Origin of the sequence: Actinomadura hibisca NBRC 15177, from assembly GCF_001552635.1 — a bacterium.
Taxonomy (GTDB): Bacteria; Actinomycetota; Actinomycetes; order Streptosporangiales; family Streptosporangiaceae; genus Spirillospora; species Spirillospora hibisca.
On the sequence record NZ_BCRO01000025.1, the window covers coordinates 80,186 to 99,224 of the forward strand.

The window sequence follows — 19,039 nt, forward strand, 5'->3', positions numbered from 1 at the left end:
CGGGAGTCACGCGGCCGCGCGCTCGCGCAGGGAGTTGAGCAGGGCGGCGGCACGCTCGGAATCGTCCACGCTGACCGCGAACCGCTTGTCGCCGTCGTAGGCGATGACCAGGCACTCGCCCGACCGCAACATCGCGGTGGTGCCGAGCCCGCTGAGCCGGTAGCCCCAGCCGCCGACCTGCGCGGGGGTGCGCCGCTCGGTCCAGGCCGACTCGACCCGGTCCAGCGCGATCCGCTTGACCGGCCGCCCCAGCGGGCCGAACGCCACCGCGAGACCGGTGTCGCCCGCCGTGACCCGCGCCGACGACAACGTCAGCCCCGCCAGCCCCGCCACGACCAGCGGCAGGAAGGCCAGCGCCAGCGTCCGTCCGGGCGTCAGCGACGCGGGCAGCAGCCAAGCCGCGACCGCGCCCAGCACCCCGGCGGCGGCCAGGGCACCGCCGAGCCACACCGCCCAGCGGCTGTGCACGCTCCCGAACCAGGTCGGGCGGTCCCGCTCGGCCAGGTCGAGCCGGGGCAGGTCGCGCACCGGGGCGGCCGGGACGCGGTCCGGGCCGACGTTGCCGACCAGCCAGCCGACCACTCCCCCGGCCACCATGCCGAGCAGCAGCGGGACCAGGACCCCGGCGTCCACGTTCCCGGCCTCGCGCCAGGTGTCACGGTCCAGGTTCAGGCGCAGGGTGATGGCGACGACCGCAGCGCACAGGGCCGCGCCCGTGCCGAGCGTCGCGCCCGTCCAGGCGCGGATGTAGCGGCGCTGCCAGCCGAGATGGCCGAGCGCCAGGGCCGCGCCGCAGAACAGCAACCAGACCAGGCCGATCACCGCCATCATCCCGGCGAACGGCAGGGACTGGTCGGGCGTGCCGCCGGTCCCCCAGTGCGAGGCCAGCCGGCCGGGCAGCCGGTCGCGCAGCAGCAGGGGGCCGACCGGCAGCGCCAGCAGGCCCGCCACGGCGGCGGTGGAGATCGTGACGTACAGGGATCGGCGCACGGCCATGGTCATGCTCCTTCGATCATCGAGACGAGTTCGGCGCGGGTGACCCCGAGCCGCTCGGCCGCCGCGACGAGCTCGCGCACGCGCTCGCGCAGCTCGCCGTCCTCGGGGCGGGCCGCGACGCGGATGCCGCGGCCGCGCCGGAAGTCCAGCAGGCCCTCGTCGCGGAGCTGGCGCAGCGCGCGCAGCACGGTGTTGGGATTGATCTGGAGGGCGTCCGCCAGCTCCCGGGCGGGCGGCACCCGGTCGCCGGGCGCGGCCTCGCCGGTGGCGATCGCCCGCCGGATCGCGGCGGCCACCTGCTCGTGCAGGGGGCGGGGATCGGCGTCCCGCAGGGTGAGCAACATAGTGCTAATGAAGCTAGCACCATTCATCCCATCTGGCCAGTTCTCCCCGGTCGGGCGGCCCGGCCGGGGAAGGTAAGGCTTGATCCAAAAGGGCGAAACCGGTCACCGGGAGGACTAACATCGAGAGACGTGACGAGCATCAGCCTTGACAGCGCAGCCCCGGCCCGCCTCGACGTCGACGCCCTCGTGATCGGCGTCGTCCCAGCCGAAGGCGGCGGCGTCACGCCCGTCGCCGGCGCGGAGGCCGTCGACTCCGACCTCGGCGGCCGCCTGGCCACCGGCCTCACCGCCCTGGGCGCCACCGGCAAGCCCGGCGAGATCACCAAGCTGCCGACGATGGGCGCCCTGCCCGCCGGCCTGATCGTCGCCGTCGGCCTCGGCGAGCCCGGCCCCGACACCGGCCCCGACACCGGCTCTGGCGGCTCCTTCGACCACGAGGCCCTGCGCCGCGCCGCCGGGGCCGCGCTCCGCGCGCTGGCCGGCACCGCCCGCGTCGCCGTCGTCCTGCCCGCCTCCTCCGCCGAGGACGTCGAGGCCGTCGCGCTGGGCGCGCTGCTCGGCAACTACTCCTTCGGCGCCTACCGCACCGGCGAGCAGCCGAGCCTGGTCGAGCGGATCGTCGTCGCCGCGCCCGAGGGCACCGACGAGGCGGCCCTCAAGCGCGCCGAGACGCTGGCCTCCGCCGTCACCCTGACCCGCGACCTGGTCAACACCCCGCCCTCGGACCTGTCCCCCGAGGACTTCGCCGAGGCCGCCGCGCGCGTCGCGGGCGACAGCGGCCTGGACATCGAGGTCCTGGACGAGAAGGCGCTGGTCGAGGGCGGCTACGGCGGCATCGCGGGCGTCGGCCAGGGCTCGGCCAACCCGCCCCGCCTGGTGCGCCTGGCCTACACCCACCCCGAGGCCGCCAAGACCCTCGCGCTGGTCGGCAAGGGCATCACCTTCGACTCCGGCGGCCTGTCGCTCAAGCCCGCCGAGGCCATGGACTGGATGAAGTCCGACATGGGCGGCGCGGGCGCGGTGCTCGGCGCGCTCGCCGCCATCGCCGCGCTCGGCCCCAAGGTCAACGTCGTCGGCTACCTCGCGCTCGCCGAGAACATGCCCTCGGGCACCGCGCAGCGCCCCTCCGACGTCATCCGCATCTACGGCGGCACGACCGTCGAGGTCCTCAACACCGACGCCGAGGGCCGCCTGGTCATGGCCGACGCGCTGGTGCGCGCGGGCGAGGACGCCCCCGACGTCATCGTGGACATCGCCACCCTGACCGGCGCGCAGCTCGTCGCGCTCGGCACCCGCACCGCGGGCGTCATGGCCAACGACGACGCGCTGCGCGAGCACGTCGTCACCTCCGGCGGCCTGGCGGGCGAGGCGTTCTGGGGCATGCCGCTGCCCGCCGAGCTGCGCAAGGGCCTGGACTCGGCCGTCGCCGACATCGCCAACATCAGCGGCGAGCGCTGGGGCGGCATGCTGACCGCGGGCGTCTTCCTCCAGGAGTTCGTGCCCGACGGCGTGCGCTGGGCCCACCTCGACATCGCCGGCCCCGCGTTCAACAAGGGCGAGCCGTACGGGTACACGCCGAAGGGCGGCACCGGCGCCGCCACCCGGGCGCTGGTCCGGCTCGCCGAGGACCTGGCCTCCGGGAGCCTGTGACCCGATCCGTGACCAAGACCGTCGCCCCGGTCCGGTGCCACCGGGCCGGGTGAGCGAATAGATTTCCTCTAGACGGCGCGGGGACCCGGTGCTCCGGCCGGGAAACCGCACCGGAACAGGCAGTACCGGAACAGGCAGTACCGGTCAGAGCAGTAACCGGTCAGAGCAGTACCGGCCCGAGCAGAGCCGCTCGGGCCGGGCAGGGCAGAGCGCGGATTCCGGAAAGGGAGCGTCCAGTGGCCAACGGCGCCTACGACATCGTCGTCCTGGGTGGTGGCAGCGGCGGTTACGCCTGCGCGTTGCGCGCGGCGGAGCTCGGCCGATCGGTGGCGCTCGTCGAGCGCGCCGAGCTCGGCGGCACCTGCCTGAACCGGGGCTGCATCCCCACCAAGGCGCTGCTGCACGCGGCCGAGGTCGCCGACCAGGCGCGCGACGCCGCCAAGTACGGCGTGCGGGCCACCTTCGAGGGCATCGACGTCGCGGGCGTCAACGCCTACAAGGACAAGATCGTCTCTTCCACGGTCAAGGGCCTCACCGGACTGATCAAGTCCAAGGGCATCGAGATCGTCGCCGGGGACGGCGTGCTGGCCGGGCCCACCACCGTCCGCGTCACCGCCGCCGACGGCACCGTGCGCGACCTAAAGGGCCAGCACATCGTGCTGGCCACCGGCTCCTACCCGCGCTCGCTGCCCGGCCTCGACATCGACGGCGAGCGCGTCATCTCCTCCGACCACGCGCTGAAGCTGGAGCATGTGCCCGGCTCGGTGGTCATCCTGGGCGGCGGCGTCATCGGCGTGGAGTTCGCCAGCGTCTGGCGCTCCTTCGGCGCCGACGTCACGATCGTGGAGGCGCTCCCCCACCTGCTGCCGCTGGAGGAGGAGTCGAGTTCCAAGCGCCTGGAGCGCGCCTTCCGCAAGCGCGGCATCAAGTACGAACTCGGCACCCGTTTCGCCGGGGTCAAGACCACCCAGGGCGGCGTTTCGGTCTCCCTGGAGGACGGTAGGACCATCGACGCCGAGCTGTTGCTGGTCGCGGTCGGCCGCGGCCCGGCGTCGGAGGGGCTGGGCCTGGAGGAGGCCGGCGTCGCGACCGAGCGGGGTTTCGTGAAGGTGGACGGGTTCTGCCGCACCAGCGTGCCCACGATCTCGGCCGTCGGCGACCTGATCCCGACCCCGCAGCTGGCCCACGCCGGCTTCGCCGAGGGCATCCTGGTGGCCGAGCGGCTCGGCGGGCTCACCCCGCCGCCGATCGACTACGACGGGGTGCCGCGGATCACCTACTCCGACCCCGAGGTCGCCTCGGTGGGCATCACCACCGCCGCGGCCCGGGAGCGCGGATATGAGATCAACGAGATCACCTACGACCTGGCCGGCAACCCCAAGAGCAAGATCCTGGGCACGCAGGGCGAGGTCAAGGTGATCGCCGCCGTGGACGGTCCCGTCCTCGGCGTCCACATGGTCGGCGCCCGCGTCGGCGAGCTCATCACCGAGGGCCAGCTCATCTACAACTGGGAGGCCCTGCCCGGTGAGGTCGCCCAGCTGATCCACGCCCACCCGACCCAGTCCGAAGCGGTCGGCGAGGCCCACCTCGCCCTCGCCGGCAAGCCACTGCACGTGCACGGCTGAACGCCCGCACGCAATATTTCGATTTGAAGGAGTCGCTGAGAGCCATGCCGGTCTCCGTCACCATGCCCCAGCTCGGCGAGAGCGTCACCGAGGGCACCGTCACCCGCTGGCTGAAGAAGGAGGGTGAGCGCGTCGAGACCGACGAGCCGCTTCTCGAAGTGTCCACCGACAAGGTGGACACCGAGATCCCTTCGCCCGCGTCGGGCATCCTGACCAGCATCACCGTCGCCGAGGACGAGACCGTCGAGGTCGGCGCCGAACTCGCGGTCATCGGCGACGAGGGCGACGCCCCCGCCTCCGGCGACCAGCCGCAGGCCGAGGAGCAGTCCGAGCCCGAGCCGCAGCCCGAGCCTGAGCCCGAGCCGCAGCAGCAGCAGCCGCAGGCGCAGCAGTCCCAGCAGGCCCCGCCGCCCTCGGCGTGGCCCCCGCCCGCGCAGCAGCAGCAGTCGGCCCCCGAGCCGGCCCCGGCCGCCCAGCAGCAGCCGGCCCCGCAGCAGCAGGAGGCGCCCGAGCCCAAGCAGGAGGAGTCCGCTCCGTCCGGCGACGGCCCGTACGTCACCCCGCTGGTCCGCAAGCTGGCCACCGAGCACAACGTCGACCTCAACTCGGTCAAGGGCACCGGCGTCGGCGGCCGCATCCGCAAGCAGGACGTCCTGGAGGCGGCCCGCTCGCAGCAGCAGGCCGCCCAGCAGGCCGCGCCCGCGCAGCAGGCCCCGGCCGCCCAGCAGGCCGCCCCGGCGCAGGCCCCGGCTCCGGCCGCTCCGGCCGCCCCGCGCCGCCAGGCCGCGGCCCCGGCCGGCGCGCCCGCCGAGCAGCTCGCGCTGCGCGGCAAGACCGAGAAGATGAGCCGCATCCGGCAGACCATCGCCCGCCGCATGGTCGAGTCGCTGCAGGTCTCGGCGCAGCTCACCACCGTGGTCGAGGTGGACGTCACCAAGGTCGCGCGGCTGCGCGACCGCGCCAAGGCCGACTTCCAGGCCCGCGAGGGCGTCAAGCTGTCGTTCATGCCGTTCTTCGCCCAGGCGACGATCGAGGCGCTCAAGCAGCACCCCAAGCTGAACGCCGTGATCAACAGCGAGAGCAACGAGGTCACCTACCACGACGTCGAGAACCTCGGCATCGCGGTGGACGTGCCCGAGCGCGGCCTGATGGTCCCGGTCATCCACAACGCGGGCCAGCTCAACCTGGGCGGCCTCGCGCAGCGGATCGCCGACGTGGCCGAGCGCACCCGCACCAACAAGGTCAGCCCGGACGAGCTGGCCGGGGGCACCTTCACGCTGACCAACACCGGCAGCCGCGGCGCCCTGTTCGACACCCCGATCCTCAACCAGCCGCAGGTCGGCATGCTCGGCACCGGCGCCGTCGTCAAGCGCCCCGCCGTCATCGACGACCCCGAGCTGGGCGAGGTCATCGCGGTCCGGTCCATGGCCTACCTGGCCCTGACCTACGACCACCGCCTCATCGACGGCGCCGACGCGGCCCGCTTCCTGGGCACGATCAAGCACCGCCTGGAGGAGGGCAACTTCGAGGCCGAGCTCGGCCTCTGAGTCCGTCCGTAACATCGGAACCCCGCCGCTCCTGAGGAGCGGTGGGGTTCCGCGTTTTCCGGGGGTGTGCGGGACGTCAGGCGGACCTGCGGTCGGAGACGACGTGGGCGGCGGCGGCCGACACCGCCGCCGCGCCGAGCACGGCCGGCCAGGCGCCGACCTTCTTCGCCAGCGGGTGGGAACCGCCGAACCCGGCCGCGTAGACCGCCAGCAGGCCCGCCGCGCCGCCCGGCCCGGCCGTGCGGGTCCACTCGCGGGCGCACCAGGCGCCCGCGGCGGCCAGGACGGCGCCGCCCAGCTCGCGGCGGCGGGTGAAGCGTGCGGTGGCGTAGCCGCCGATGAGGCCCGTGGCGGCCACGGCGGAGGAGGGGATGTTGACCATGTGACGGAGGGTACACACACCGTATGGTGGCTCGCATGAAGGTGACGGTGACCGGTTCGACGGGACTGATCGGCGACGCGCTGGTGCGCTCGTTGCGCGGCGACGGGCACGAGGTGGTGCGCCTGGTCAGGCACGCCCCCGAAAGCCCCGACGAGGCCCGCTGGGACCCGCTGGGCGGCCAGGTGGACGCGGCCGCTCTCGAAGGCGTGGACGCGGTGGTCCACCTGGCCGGGGCGGGCGTCGGCGACCGGCCCTGGACGGCGTCCTACAAGCGGCAGATCCGCGAGAGCCGGGTCACCGGCACCCGGACCCTCGCCGAGGCGATCGCGGCCGCCTCCGACCGTCCCCGCGTCCTGGTGTCGGGCTCGGCGGTCGGCTACTACGGCGACACCGGCGACCGCGAGATCACCGAGGACGCGCCGAACGGCTCCGGCTTCCTCGCCGAGGTGACGCGCGACTGGGAGGCCGCGACCGGCCCCGCCGCCGACGCCGGGGTGCGCGTGGCGCTGGCGCGCACCGGGATCGTGCTGTCGGGCGACGGCGGGCTGCTCGGCAAGGTGCTGCCGCTGTTCAAGCTGGGCCTCGGCGGGCGGCTGGGCGACGGCCGCCAGTGGGTGAGCTGGATCTCGCTGCCCGACCAGGTCGCGGCCCTGCGCTTCCTGATCGACGGCGACCTCGCCGGGCCGGTCAACCTGACGGGCCCGCGGCCGGTGACCAACGCCGTCTACACCAAGGCGATCGGGCAGGCGCTGCACCGGCCCACGGCGCTCGCGGTCCCGGCGTTCGCGCTGCGCGCCGCGCTGCGGGACTTCGCCGACGAGGGGCCGCTCGTCAGCCAGCGCGTCCTGCCGCGCCGCCTGGAGGAGGCCGGTTTCCGCTTCGAGCACCGGGACGTGAACACCGCGTTGCATTCGGTGTTGTAATACCAAGATTCCCCAAAGTCACGACCCGTCACCCGCACGGGTCGTACGGTGACCCCATGAGCACCGACGGACAGCCGCACATCCTGGCCATCGGCGGCGGGACCTTCGTCCCCGACGACCGGTACGGGTACGCGCCCAGCCCGCTGCTGCGGTACGCCCTGGACCTCACCGGCCAGGACCGGCCGCGGATCTGCTTCCTGACCACCGCCCTGGGCGACGGCGCGGAGTACGTGGCCAAGGGCTACGCCGCCTTCTCCCAGCTCGACGCCGAGGTCAGCCATCTCGCGCTGTTCCCCATGCCGAACATCGCCGACATGCGGGCGCACCTGCTGGCGCAGGACCTGGTGTACGTGTTCGGCGGCAGCGTCGCCAACCTGCTGGCGCTGTGGCGGCTGCACGGCCTGGACGACATCCTGCGCGAGGCGTGGGAGGCGGGCGTGGTGCTGTCGGGGCAGAGCGCGGGCGCGCTGTGCTGGCACGTGGGCGGCAACACCGACTCCTACGGCCCGCAGTTGCAGCCGCTGACCGACGGCCTGGGCTTCCTGCCGTACTCGTGCGGCGTGCACTACGACAGCGACCCGCAGCGGCGGCCGCTGCTCCAGCGGCTCGTGGGCGAGGGCGTGCTGCCGAGCGGCTACGCCGCCGACGAGGCGGTCGCGCTGCACTACGTGGGCACCGAGTTCGTGCAGGCGGTCTCCTACCGCAAGGAGGGCGCGGCCTACCGCGTCGAACCGGACGCGCCGGGCACCGCCAAGGAGAGCCTCGTCTCCCCCCGGCTGCTCGCCTCGCTTTGATCGCGGGGCGGCATAAGCTGGCGGGGTGAGCGACGTAGACGTACGCGAGAACACCCCGTCCACCCCCGCGCCCGCCCCCCACGCGCGCTTCGCCTCCGGCGAACTGGTCGTCGTGCACGCCGGGTTCGGGGAGGCGGCGGTGGACTACGAGGCGGGCTGGGAGCTGCAGAAGCGCACCCACGCCCGGCGGGTCGACGACGGGATCGGCGACACGGTGCTGCTGATGGAGCACCGGCCGGTCTACACCGCGGGCAAGCGCACCGAGGCGCTGGACCGGCCGTTCGGCGACCCGGGCGCGCCGGTGGTCGACGTGGACCGCGGCGGCAAGATCACCTGGCACGGCCCCGGGCAGCTCACCGGCTACCCGATCGTGAAGCTGCCCGACCCGGTGGACGTGCTCGCCTACGTGCGGCTGCTGGAGCGCATGATGATGGCGGTCTGCGTGGAGTTCGGGCTCGCCACCACCACCGTGGAGGGCCGCAGCGGGTTGTGGGTGCCGGGCGCGCCGGACCGCAAGATCGGCTCGATCGGCATCCGGGTGTCGCGCGGGGTGACCATGCACGGCTTCCAGCTCAACTGCGACAACGACATGGGCTGGTTCGACAAGATCGTCCCGTGCGGCATCCGGGACGCCGGGTCCACCAACCTGTCGCAGGAGCTGGGGCGGCCCGTCACCGTCGCCGAGGTGACGCCGATCGTCGAGCGGCACCTGGCCGAGGTGCTGGGCGCGGCGGAGGTCCTGCACCGCACCACCGCCCAGCTCGGCGTCTGAGGCCGCGCCCTGCCACGGGCCGGACGGCTCAGGGCAGCGGCGCCATCACCTTGTAGACGTCCTGGCCGCCGTTGACCGCGTCCTGGAAGAAGCGGGTCAGCTTGGCGTAGGCGGGCAGGAACACGCGGTCGCGGGCGCGCTCGTCGAAGGACGCGGCGTCCTGCACCCCGGCGGCGGCCATCGCGGCCGGGTCGAAGCGTCCGGCCACCCGCTCGAACGGGGTCGCGGTCAGGTGGTCGGCGGCGGGCTTCACCCGGTCGGCGGGCAGGTGGATCACGTCCAGGCCCAGCGCGTCGGCGCCGTCCTCGGTGAGCAGCCGGCCGCCGCACACGACGTCGGCCTCGGGCTGGCCGCCGTCCCACGGGTCGCCGGTGATCAGGTAGTGCAGCGCCTGCCAGCCGCCGCCCAGGTCCAGCACCGGTCCGGGGACGCGCGCCCGCCAGTCGGGCGTGCCGAGGATCCGGTGGGCGATGCGCGCGGGATCGTGCTCCCCCTCCAGCACCGGCGGCACCCTGAGGTACGACATTGCCAGACCCACGGCGGTCCTCCTGCGAAGCGGTGTTGCGTGACGACAGGGAGTCACCTTAGAGAGATCCACTGCTACGCAGGGTGGAAACGCCGGAACCGGTGCCCGCTTTCCCGAGTGCCGGGCCCCTCCCGGTCCGCCCCCGTCGGCCGCCCGCAAGCCGCCCGCAAGGTGCCGAGCGCCATGATCCGGACGTAACCTGAGGGGGTGACGACGGTGACACCTGAGGGGCGCAAGCTCCTGCGCATTGAAGCCCGCAACAGCCAGACCCCCATCGAGCGCAAGCCCGACTGGATCAAGACGAAGCTGAAGATGGGGCCGCAGTACCGCGAGCTCACCTCGCTGGTGAAGTCCGAGGGCCTGCACACGGTGTGCCAGGAGGCCGGGTGTCCCAACATCTACGAGTGCTGGGAGGACCGCGAGGCCACCTTCCTCATCGGCGGCGACCAGTGCACCCGGCGCTGCGACTTCTGCCAGATCGACACCGGCAAGCCCGCCGACTTCGACCGTGACGAGCCGCGCCGCGTCGCCGAGTCGGTGGCCACGATGGGCCTGAAGTACGCCACGGTGACCGGCGTCGCCCGCGACGACCTTGAGGACGGCGGGGCCTGGCTGTACGCCGAGACCGTCCGGCAGATCCACGCGGCGATCCCCGGCTGCGGCGTCGAGCTGCTGATCCCCGACTTCAACGCCGTTCCCGAGCAGCTGGCCGAGGTGTTCTCCTCCCGGCCCGAGGTGCTGGCCCACAACGTGGAGACCGTCCCCCGGATCTTCAAGCGCATCCGGCCCGGCTTCCGCTACGAGCGCTCCCTCGAAGTGATCACCAAGGCGCGCGAGGACGGCCTGGTGACCAAGTCCAACCTGATCCTGGGCATGGGCGAGACCCGCGAGGAGGTCTCGCAGGCGCTGCGCGACCTGCACGAGGCGGGCTGCGAGCTGATCACCATCACCCAGTACCTGCGGCCGTCGCCCCGGCACCACCCGGTGGAGCGGTGGGTGAAGCCGCAGGAGTTCGTGGAGCTGTCGGCCGAGGCCGAGGAGATCGGCTTCGCCGGGGTCATGTCCGGGCCGCTGGTGCGCTCCAGCTACCGCGCCGGGCGGCTCTACCAGCAGGCGGTCGAGGCGCGGCGGGGGTGACCTTTCGCGGGGCGCACGGGTGACCGTTCGAGGGGCACGGCACGACTATCCTTAGGAACATGTCGAAAAAGCCCACGGACGGGGCCCAGGAGCGTCCGGGCCGCCTCAAGCAGATCCGCATGGTCGCCCAGGTCCTCCGCCAGGCGGACCCGAAAGCGCTCCCGATCGTCTTCGCCGCGGCGATCGGCACCCTGGTCGTCGTCATCCTCATCGGGCTGCTCATCGGCCAGCTGTGGTTCTTCATCCCGCTGGCGCTGCTGGCCGCCTTCGCGGTCGGCATGATCGTGTTCGGCCAGCTCGCGCAGCGCGCCCAGTACAAGGTGATCGCCGGGCAGCCCGGCGCGGCGGCGGCGATCCTGAAGAACATGCGCGGCGGCTGGACGGTCACCGAGGCGGTCAGCGGCAACCGCAACCTCGACATGGTGCACCGCGCGGTCGGCCGCGCCGGCGTCGTGCTGGTGTCGGAGGGCCCGCGCAACCGGGTCGGCCCGCTGCTGGGCGCGGAGAAGAAGCGCATCTCCCGCGCCGCGCAGCAGGTGCCGATCTACGACGTGCAGGTCGGCGACGACGAGGGCCAGATCCCGGTCGACAAGCTGCAGCGGCACCTGATGAAGCTGCCGCGCAACCTGTCCAAGGGCCAGGTGTCGGAGCTGAACGACCGGCTCCAGGCGCTGCCGCGGGCGATGCCGGTGCCCAAGGGCCCGATGCCCCGGGGCGCGCGGATGCCGAAGGGCCCCAAGCCCAAGTCCCGCTGAGCACGCCCCCGGAACGAGAAAAGCGCCCCCGCGGGGGCGCTTTTTCGTTGTTCGGTCAGATGTTCACCACGACGCTGTTGGCGGCGCGGTCGTGCAGGCCGCGGTAGTCGCGGTCCCACACCAGGGCGGGCACGACGAGCACCAGCAGGAACGCGCGGGCCAGCGCCCAGGCCGGGCCGACCGGGCGGCCGTCCACGCGCATGACGCGGATGCCGCAGATCCGCTTGCCGATCGTGATGCCGAGCAGCCCGGTGAGCAGCCACGCCTGGAGCCCGAAGATCGCCAGGGTGAGCATGCTGCGCTGCGGTGGCGTCCCGCCCATCGCGTTGGTGATCAGGGTCGCCACCAGCAGCGACAGGCCCCAGTCCAGGAACAGCGCCAGCAGCCGGCGGCCGTAGCCCGCCACCGAGCCGCTGCCGCTCTCGGGCAGCCCCAGCCGCTCGCCCGGGCCGCCCAGGTCGGCCCCGGCCGCCCGCGCGCCGCTCAGCCATGTCTGCGTCCACCGCGGCCCGGTGGCCTGGCCCTTACCGCTGCTCATGCCCCTACGCTATCCCGTCCCCGCGCCCGCTCCGCGCCGCCCCGAACCTGCGCGTGAGCAACGGCACAACGTGATGCGTAACACAGTCGAAACATACGGGACACCCCGGGGAAACGGCTTCCCCCTAGGCTTTCCTGCAGCCAAAAGCGCCCCAAGGAGGCTGGATGTTCAGCAGCGCCGACGAGGTCCTGAGCTACATCAGGAACGAAGGTGTGCGATTCGTCGATTGCCGCTTCGTGGACCTGCCGGGGAAGATGCAGCACTTCACGTTCCCCGTGGAGAGCTTCGGCGAGAGCGTGTTCACCGACGGGCTGATGTTCGACGGCTCCTCGGTCCGCGGGTTCCAGGAGATCCACGAGTCGGACATGCTCCTGCTCCCCGACCCCACCACCGCGGTGATCGACCCGTTCCGGCAGCACAAGACGCTGAACCTGAACTTCTTCGTGCACGACCCGCTGACCGGCGAGCCCTACAGCCGCGACCCGCGCAACGTCGCCAAGAAGGCCCAGGACTACCTGCGCGGCACCGGCATCGCCGACACCGTCTACGTCGGCCCCGAGGCCGAGTTCTACATCTTCGACGACGTGCGGTTCGAGACCAAGCAGAACGCGGGCTACTACTACCTCGACTCGATCGAGGGCGCGTGGAACACCGGCCGCGAGGAGGCGGGCGGCAACCTCGGCGCCAAGCCCCCCTACAAGGGCGGCTACTTCCCGGTCCCGCCGATGGACCACTACACCGACCTGCGCTCGGAGATGGTGGCCCAGCTGCTGGAGTCGGGCATCCACGTCGAGATGCAGCACCACGAGGTCGGCACGGCGGGCCAGGCGGAGATCGACTTCCGCTTCGACACGCTGCTGAAGACCGCCGACCAGCTCATGCTCTACAAGTACATCGTCAAGAACGTGGCGCGGGCGGCGGGCAAGACGGTCACCTTCATGCCCAAGCCCATCTTCGGCGACAACGGCTCGGGCATGCACGTGCACCAGTCGCTCTGGAAGGACGGCTCGCCGCTGTTCTACGACGAGGTCGGCTACGCGGGCCTGTCGGACAACGCCCGCTACTACATCGGCGGCCTGCTCCGGCACGCCCCGGCGCTGCTGGCGTTCACCAACCCGACGGTGAACTCCTACCACCGCCTGGTCCCCGGCTACGAGGCCCCGGTCAACCTGGTCTACTCCCAGCGCAACCGCTCGGCCTGCATCCGCATCCCGATCACCGGCGCCAACCCCAAGGCCAAGCGGGTGGAGTTCCGGGTGCCCGACCCGTCCTGCAACCCCTACCTGGCCTTCTCGGCGATGCTGATGGCCGGCCTGGACGGCATCAAGAACAAGATCGAGCCTGCCGAGCCGGTCGACAAGGACCTGTACGAGCTGCCCCCGGAGGAGGCCCGCGCGATCCCGCAGGTCCCCGGCTCGCTGGAGGAGGTCCTGGCGGCCCTGGAGGCCGACCACGAGTTCCTGCTGGAGGGCGGCGTGTTCACACCCGACCTGATCGAGACGTGGATCTCGATGAAGCGCGAGTTCGAGATCGACCCGATCCGCCTGCGCCCGCACCCGCACGAGTTCGAGCTGTACTACGACATCTGACCGGCACCCGGTCCGCTGAACGGCGGCGCGGTCCTCGGACGTCCGAGGACCGCGCCGCCGTTTCCGTCCGGGGCGTCGCTGCTTGTCCGAGGCCGGTGGCATCATGTGCTGCGGTGAGCGGCCGGGAGGCGGGGACGGATGACGCAGGAGGTGCTGCGGGAGCGCGTCGGCGAGCCCAGGGAGGTGTTGCGGGACGCGCATCTGCTGCTGGAGCTGGCGCGGGAGCTGCTGGGTGACCACCGGCGGGCGCGCGGCGAGGTGCACGGCGCGCTTGCGCCGTTGCGGGCTGCGGCGGCGCGGGAGCAGCTCGCTGCGATGCCCGTCGCGCGGCTCAAGGACGTCACCGGCGGGCGGTTGCGGCTCGGGCCGCTGGAGAGTGCCGAGATCACCACCGTGCTGGAGGTCCTGGACACCACGCCCTACCGGCTCCAGTTGTTGCCCGGTGTCGGGCCGCAGACCGCCAACCAGTTGCACGCGGCGGCGCGGCAGATCAACGAGGCCGCCGAGCGGAACGCGCCCGTGCGGCTGGACGCAGGGCGGCGGGACGGGCTCACCGATGCCCTCGTCATCGCGCTGCACCGGCTCGTCAACGCCGGGGCGGAGCTGCCCCGGGCGCGGGTGGTCGCCGAGGAGATCGACGAGCGGCTGAGCCCCCTGCTCGCCGACGCCCGGCCCGCGCGGAACTGGTGGCGGCGGCTGCTGGCCAGCCGCGCCCAGCGGGAGCGGGCGCGCGCCGCGCTGGGCGAGGTCGCCGAGTTGCTGGCCGCCGAGCGGAGGCGCGAGTCGCTGCTGGTGTTGCGGCAGGCGTCGGTCGATCTGCTGCGGCCCCCGGTGTCGGACATCGAGGCGTGGACCGACTACGAACTCAACGCAGCCGAGTACCAGACGTTGCTGTCCGAGCTGGCCGCCGTCGATCCCGACCAGGACGCCGCCGAGGGCTTCCTGCCCAACGACCTGGCCGCGCGCGTCAAGGCCCAGCCGCTGGACGACGCCCATCGGCGGGTCTCCCTGCGCGGCTACCAGGCGTTCGGGGCGCGGTTCGCGCTGGCGCAGCGCCGGGTCATCATCGGGGACGAGATGGGGCTCGGCAAGACCGTGGAGGCGATCGCCGCGCTGGCGCACCTGCGGTCGGAGGGCGCCACCCACTTCCTGGTCGTGTGCCCGGCGAGCGTGCTCATCAACTGGCTGCGCGAGATCGAGGCGCGCAGCGCGCTGGCCGCCCATCCGGTGCACGGCTCGGGACGGGCGGGCGCGCTCGCCGCCTGGGCGCGCGAGGGCGGCGTCGCCGTCACGACGCTGGACAGCCTGCACGGTTTCGAGATCCCGCCGGGCACGCCGGTGGACATGCTGGTGGTGGACGAGGCCCATTTCGCGAAGAACCCTGAGGCGCGGCGTTCCAAGGCCGTCGCCGCCTGGTGCGCGAAGGTCGAGCGTGTCCTGTTCCTGACCGGCACCCCGATGGAGAACCGGGTCGAGGAGTTCCGCACCCTGGTCGGGTACCTGCGCCCCGATCTGCTGCCGGGCATCCGGCACAGCGACGCGGCCGTGGGGCCCAAGGCGTTCCGCGCGGCGGTCGGGCCGGTCTACCTGCGCCGCAACCAGCGGGACGTGCTGGTCGAGCTGCCCGAGATCACGCACGTGGACGAGTGGGAGGCGTTCAGCCCCGCCGACGAGCGGGTCTACCGGCGGGCCGTCGCCGACGGCAACTTCATGGCGATGCGCCGCGCCGCCTACGCCGACCCGCGCCGTTCGGCCAAGCTGCGGCGGCTGGTGGAGCTGCTCCAGGAGGCCGCCGAGAATGATCTGAAGGTCGTGGTGTTCTCCTTCTTCCGCGACGTGTTGTCGGTGGTGCACGAGGAGGTCGGCGAGCGCGCGCACGGGCCGATCAGCGGCGGCGTCCCGGCCGTGCGGCGGCAGGAGATCGTGGACGCCTTCAGCGACGAGCCCGGCCACGCGGTGCTGCTGGCGCAGGTCCAGGCGGGCGGCACGGGGCTGAACCTCCAGGCCGCCTCGGTGGTCATCCTGTGCGAGCCGCAGGTCAAGCCGACGCTGGAGGCGCAGGCCGCCGGGCGGGCGCACCGGATGGGCCAGGCCCGCCGCGTGCAGGTGCACCGGCTGCTGACGCCCGACAGCGTCGACCAGCGCATGCTGGAGATCCTGCGCGCCAAGGAGGGCCTGTTCGACGCCTACGCGCGGCGCAGCGACCTCGCCGAGACCACGCCCGACGCGATGGACGTGTCCGAGCAGGCGCTGGCGCGGCAGATCGTCGCCGCCGAGCAGGAGCGGCTGGCGATCGCCCCGGCGGACGGGGACTGAGCCGTTCCCTGGGAAGATCGGGGCGGGGACCGGTGTTGTGCTGATCCCCGAGGAGCCGAGCGAAGGGCATCATCAATGGCCAGTGTGGACGTCCGCCGCACCGACGACGGGTTCGAGGCGACCAACGACCGCGGCGCGCGCGTCGCCATCGGCACCGGTGACGCCGAGGGCGCGTTCACCCCGGTGGAGCTGCTGCTGGCGGCGCTGGGCGGTTGCGAGCTGGTCACCGTCGAGCCGCTGACCGCCCAGCGCGGGCACCGTCTGGTGCGGCTGGCGGCGACGGTGTCGGCCGACAAGATCGCCACCAGCGAGCTGGGCACCATCACCGTCACCTACGACGTCGAGCTGCCCGAGGGCGACGACAAGGCCGCCGAGGTGCTGGCCAAGGTCGCTCAGCGGGTGCACGACTCCTACTGCACGGTCGGCAACGCGTTGAAGAAGCCGATGCGGGTCGAGCAGGTCGTCTGACTCACCGGCAGCGGGCCCCCTGGGCGGGGGTCTTGCCGTTCAGCAGGTAGTCGTCCACGGCGGCCTGCACGCACTTGTTGCCGGTGTTGTAGGCGCCGTGGCCCTGCCCGTCGAGGGTGAGCAGCGTGGCGCGCCCGCCCAGCTCCTTGGTGAGCGCGGGCGCCCACGCGTACGGGGTGGCCGGGTCGCCGATGTTGCCGACCACCACGATCGGGGCGGCGTCCGGCGCGCTCACCTCCTGCGCCGCGTCGTCGCCGCGCACCGGCCAGCCCGTGCACTCCATCAGCCCCCACGCCATCGACTCGCCGAAGGTCGGGGACGCCTTGCGGAAGCTCGCCATCTGCTCGCGCACGTCCTGGACGGTGTAGCGCTCGGTGGTGTCGGCACAGCTGATCGCGGTGTGGGCGGCGCGCAGGTTGGCGTAGTGGCCGTCGGGTTCGCGGCCGTTCTGGAGGTCGGCGAGGGCGAGCAGGGTCGAGCCGTCGCTCCGTTCGGTCGCGGCGGCGAGGCCCTGGATGAGGTAGGGCCACGCCTCCTCGCTGTAGAGGGCCGCGCCGATGCCGGTGACGGCGAGGCTCTGGGTGAGCTGCCGGTCGCCGCCGGTCGGCAGCGGCTTGGCGTCCAGGTCCTTCAGCAGCTTGTCGACGGCGGCGACGACCGCGTCCCGGTCGGAGCCGATCGGGCAGTCCGCCGCGCCGCGCTGAGCGCAGGCGGACGCGAAGTTGCCCAGCGCCCGCTGGAACGCGGCGGCCTGCTGGAGCGCGAGGTCACGGCCGCTGATCTTGGTGTCGACCGCGCCGTCCAGCACGGCCCGGCCCACGTTCTTGGGCATCTGGTGCGCGTAGTTGCCGCCCAGCCAGGTGCCGTAGGAGATGCCGAAGTAGTGCAGCGCCGAGTCGCCGAGCGCGGTGCGGATCACGTCCATGTCGCGGGCGGCGCTGAGCGTACCGACGTAGGGCAGCACCTTGCCCGAGCGGTCCTGGCACGTCTGGTTGTAGGCGCGCTGCTCGTCCAGCATCGCCTTCTCCTCGGCGGCGTCGTCGGGCGAGCCGTCCATGGCGGCGTAGGCGTCCAGGCGCTTGTCGTCGAAGCAGGTGACCGGGGCGCTGCGGCCCACGCCGCGCGGGTCGAAGCCGATGAGGTCGTAGCGGGTGTTGAGCGTGCGGTACTCGGCGGCGGTCTGCGCGAGGGTGTCGACGCCCGCGCCGCCGGGCCCGCCGAAGTTGAACAGCAGGGAGCCGATGCGGGGTCCGGGGCCGGTCGCCTTGGCGCGCAGCAGCGCGACGTCGATGGTCTCGCCGTCCGGCTTGGCGTAGTCGAGCGGCACCTTCACGGTGGCGCACTGGAAGCCGGTCGGCTGCTTGCCCTGCGGGTCCTTCGGGAGGTCGCGGCACAGGTCCCAGGAGGGCTTCTGACCGACGGCCGCAGTACCGCCGGACGCCCCCGGCGTGGCCGCGCCCTTGCGCTCCCCGTCGCCGCCCCCGCATCCGGCCAGCCCGAAAACGGCCAGGGCGAGCGCACCCACCGCCGCCGTGCCGGTTTTCGTCCCGCTTCGCACGATCTTGCCCTCCGTTCGTCGGCGGGGGGCGCCTGAGACCTACCCGACCACCTCCGGCCTGACCCCTGCCCCAACCTCCCTACCTCCCCCGAGAAGACACCCCGCCTCTCCCCCGTAGGGCCGGACACCGCATCGAAGTCGTACTACTCAAGGCTGAGATGAAGACCATTCGTCGCGGTGATCTCAATAGGGTGGCCACCCGGCAAAGATAGGTAGCATGGCCCAAACCGCCCCAGCAATTCCCCGAGGCCAGACGGAACAGGACCGGCCCGCCCCCGCGCCGCCGGCCTCCCGGACGCTGCGAGAACGGCTGCCGTCCGCGCCCCCGGTCTGGCGCGAGCTGCTGCTGATCGCGCTGTTCTACAGCTGCTACACGCTCACGCGCATCGTGCTGGTCCAGGACGGCACCGGGCCCGCGTTCGCCAACGCCGACCAGATCCTCGCCGTCGAGCGGCTGCTGGGGCTGGACGTGGAGCTGGGGCTCAACCAGATGTTGCTGCAGGTGCCGTGGCTGGCGCGCACCGCCAACATCTTCTACGCCACCGCGCACTTCACGGTCACGCTGGGCGTGGTCATCTGGATCTACCGCTACCGGCCGCGCGACTACCGCTGGTTGCGCACCTCGCTGATGATCGCGACGGGCGTCGCGCTGCTGGGCTTCTGGTTGTACCCGCTGGCCCCGCCGCGCTTCCTGCACAGCGAGGGGTTCGTGGACCCGGTGACGGCGCTGCACTCGCTCGGCCTGTACGCCAGCGACGCGTCGGGTTCGCTCACCAACCAGTACGCGGCGATGCCGTCGATGCACGCCGGCTGGGCGTTGTGGTGCGGGTACGTCGTCATCCGGCTGGCGGGGCGGCGCTGGCTGAGCCTGCTCGGCCTGGTCTACCCGGCCACCACCGTGTTCGTCATCCTGTCCACCGCCAACCACTACGTGCTGGACGCGGTCGCCGGGATCTCGCTGGTCGGGGCGGCGCTGGCGGTGTCGTGGGCGCTGTACCACCGCTGCCCGGCGCCGGTGCTGCGGCTGCGCGCGCAGATCGCGGGGCAGGCGGCGCGGCTGGTGCCGGGCTCGCGGACGGCGACGGGCCCGGCACGCTCACGCCCCTAGACGCGGCCCCC

General features: G+C 72.8%; 18 protein-coding genes. 12 read left to right on the forward strand and 6 right to left on the reverse strand.

What is annotated here, in order from left to right; translation table 11 throughout:
• Window positions 1-6: 6 nt before the first annotated feature.
• Complete coding sequence (locus AH6_RS12175) at window positions 7-996, reverse strand: hypothetical protein (protein ID WP_083982669.1); 990 nt, start codon at window positions 994-996, stop codon at window positions 7-9.
• A 2-nt stretch (window positions 997-998) separates the two neighbouring features.
• Entirely contained in the window at window positions 999-1,340 is a 342-nt protein-coding gene (locus AH6_RS12180) for a GntR family transcriptional regulator (RefSeq protein ID WP_067478494.1), read from the reverse strand.
• Window positions 1,341-1,469: 129 nt separating this feature from the next.
• Between AH6_RS12180 and AH6_RS12185 the strand changes: the two genes are divergently transcribed.
• The 3 genes from AH6_RS12185 to sucB all read left to right on the forward strand — a co-directional run bounded on the left by AH6_RS12185 (window position 1,470) and on the right by sucB (window position 6,162).
• Complete coding sequence (locus AH6_RS12185) at window positions 1,470-2,990, forward strand: leucyl aminopeptidase (RefSeq protein ID WP_067478497.1); 1,521 nt, start codon at window positions 1,470-1,472, stop codon at window positions 2,988-2,990.
• A 236-nt stretch (window positions 2,991-3,226) separates the two neighbouring features.
• Complete coding sequence (gene lpdA, locus AH6_RS12190) at window positions 3,227-4,615, forward strand: dihydrolipoyl dehydrogenase (RefSeq protein WP_067478500.1); 1,389 nt, start codon at window positions 3,227-3,229, stop codon at window positions 4,613-4,615.
• A gap of 44 nt (window positions 4,616-4,659) precedes the next feature.
• Window positions 4,660-6,162, forward strand: coding sequence for a 2-oxoglutarate dehydrogenase, E2 component, dihydrolipoamide succinyltransferase (gene sucB / locus AH6_RS12195; RefSeq protein ID WP_067478503.1), 1,503 nt, complete (start codon window positions 4,660-4,662; stop codon window positions 6,160-6,162).
• A gap of 76 nt (window positions 6,163-6,238) precedes the next feature.
• Here the strand turns inward: sucB and AH6_RS12200 are convergent, their stop codons facing one another.
• Window positions 6,239-6,544: a hypothetical protein gene (locus AH6_RS12200; RefSeq protein WP_067478506.1), complete on the reverse strand. Its 306-nt coding sequence runs from the start codon at window positions 6,542-6,544 to the stop codon at window positions 6,239-6,241.
• Window positions 6,545-6,579: 35 nt separating this feature from the next.
• On the opposite strand from AH6_RS12200, the gene AH6_RS12205 reads away from it, so the two are divergent.
• The 3 genes from AH6_RS12205 to lipB all read left to right on the forward strand — a co-directional run bounded on the left by AH6_RS12205 (window position 6,580) and on the right by lipB (window position 9,033).
• The gene (locus AH6_RS12205; protein WP_067478509.1) at window positions 6,580-7,467 is read left to right on the forward strand and encodes a TIGR01777 family oxidoreductase; all 888 of its coding nucleotides are present in this window, start codon (window positions 6,580-6,582) and stop codon (window positions 7,465-7,467) included.
• A gap of 56 nt (window positions 7,468-7,523) precedes the next feature.
• The gene (locus tag AH6_RS12210) at window positions 7,524-8,261 is read left to right on the forward strand and encodes a Type 1 glutamine amidotransferase-like domain-containing protein (RefSeq protein ID WP_067478512.1); all 738 of its coding nucleotides are present in this window, start codon (window positions 7,524-7,526) and stop codon (window positions 8,259-8,261) included.
• Window positions 8,262-8,364: 103 nt separating this feature from the next.
• On the forward strand, window positions 8,365-9,033 hold the full coding sequence (gene lipB / locus AH6_RS12215) for a lipoyl(octanoyl) transferase LipB (RefSeq protein ID WP_067478611.1): 669 nt from the start codon (window positions 8,365-8,367) through the stop codon (window positions 9,031-9,033).
• Window positions 9,034-9,061: 28 nt separating this feature from the next.
• Here the strand turns inward: lipB and AH6_RS12220 are convergent, their stop codons facing one another.
• Complete coding sequence (locus tag AH6_RS12220) at window positions 9,062-9,571, reverse strand: DUF1877 family protein (RefSeq protein WP_067478515.1); 510 nt, start codon at window positions 9,569-9,571, stop codon at window positions 9,062-9,064.
• 195 nt (window positions 9,572-9,766) lie between these two features.
• On the opposite strand from AH6_RS12220, the gene lipA reads away from it, so the two are divergent.
• The gene (lipA, locus tag AH6_RS12225) at window positions 9,767-10,696 is read left to right on the forward strand and encodes a lipoyl synthase (RefSeq protein WP_067478518.1); all 930 of its coding nucleotides are present in this window, start codon (window positions 9,767-9,769) and stop codon (window positions 10,694-10,696) included.
• A gap of 59 nt (window positions 10,697-10,755) precedes the next feature.
• Window positions 10,756-11,451, forward strand: a complete 696-nt coding sequence (locus AH6_RS12230) for a DUF4191 domain-containing protein (protein WP_067478520.1) — start codon at window positions 10,756-10,758, stop codon at window positions 11,449-11,451.
• A gap of 55 nt (window positions 11,452-11,506) precedes the next feature.
• Here AH6_RS12230 and AH6_RS12235 read toward each other — a convergent pair whose 3' ends face one another.
• Complete coding sequence (locus AH6_RS12235) at window positions 11,507-11,989, reverse strand: RDD family protein (protein WP_067478523.1); 483 nt, start codon at window positions 11,987-11,989, stop codon at window positions 11,507-11,509.
• Window positions 11,990-12,153: 164 nt separating this feature from the next.
• Here AH6_RS12235 and glnA point away from each other — a divergent pair, with 164 nt between their 5' ends.
• The 3 genes from glnA (at window position 12,154) to AH6_RS12250 (ending at window position 16,362) form a co-directional block, all read left to right on the forward strand.
• Window positions 12,154-13,578 (forward strand): type I glutamate--ammonia ligase, encoded by a 1,425-nt coding sequence (glnA, locus tag AH6_RS12240; RefSeq protein ID WP_067478527.1) that lies wholly within the window; start codon window positions 12,154-12,156, stop codon window positions 13,576-13,578.
• A gap of 138 nt (window positions 13,579-13,716) precedes the next feature.
• Window positions 13,717-15,894: a DEAD/DEAH box helicase gene (locus AH6_RS12245; protein ID WP_067478530.1), complete on the forward strand. Its 2,178-nt coding sequence runs from the start codon at window positions 13,717-13,719 to the stop codon at window positions 15,892-15,894.
• Window positions 15,895-15,969: 75 nt separating this feature from the next.
• Window positions 15,970-16,362, forward strand: a complete 393-nt coding sequence (locus tag AH6_RS12250; RefSeq protein ID WP_067478532.1) for an OsmC family protein — start codon at window positions 15,970-15,972, stop codon at window positions 16,360-16,362.
• A gap of 1 nt (window position 16,363) precedes the next feature.
• On the opposite strand, the gene AH6_RS12255 is transcribed toward AH6_RS12250, so the two are convergent.
• Window positions 16,364-17,920 (reverse strand): alpha/beta hydrolase, encoded by a 1,557-nt coding sequence (locus AH6_RS12255; RefSeq protein ID WP_157431417.1) that lies wholly within the window; start codon window positions 17,918-17,920, stop codon window positions 16,364-16,366.
• 217 nt (window positions 17,921-18,137) lie between these two features.
• Here AH6_RS12255 and AH6_RS12260 point away from each other — a divergent pair, with 217 nt between their 5' ends.
• Window positions 18,138-19,028, forward strand: coding sequence for a phosphatase PAP2 family protein (locus AH6_RS12260; RefSeq protein WP_083982673.1), 891 nt, complete (start codon window positions 18,138-18,140; stop codon window positions 19,026-19,028).
• Window positions 19,029-19,039: the final 11 nt, after the last annotated feature.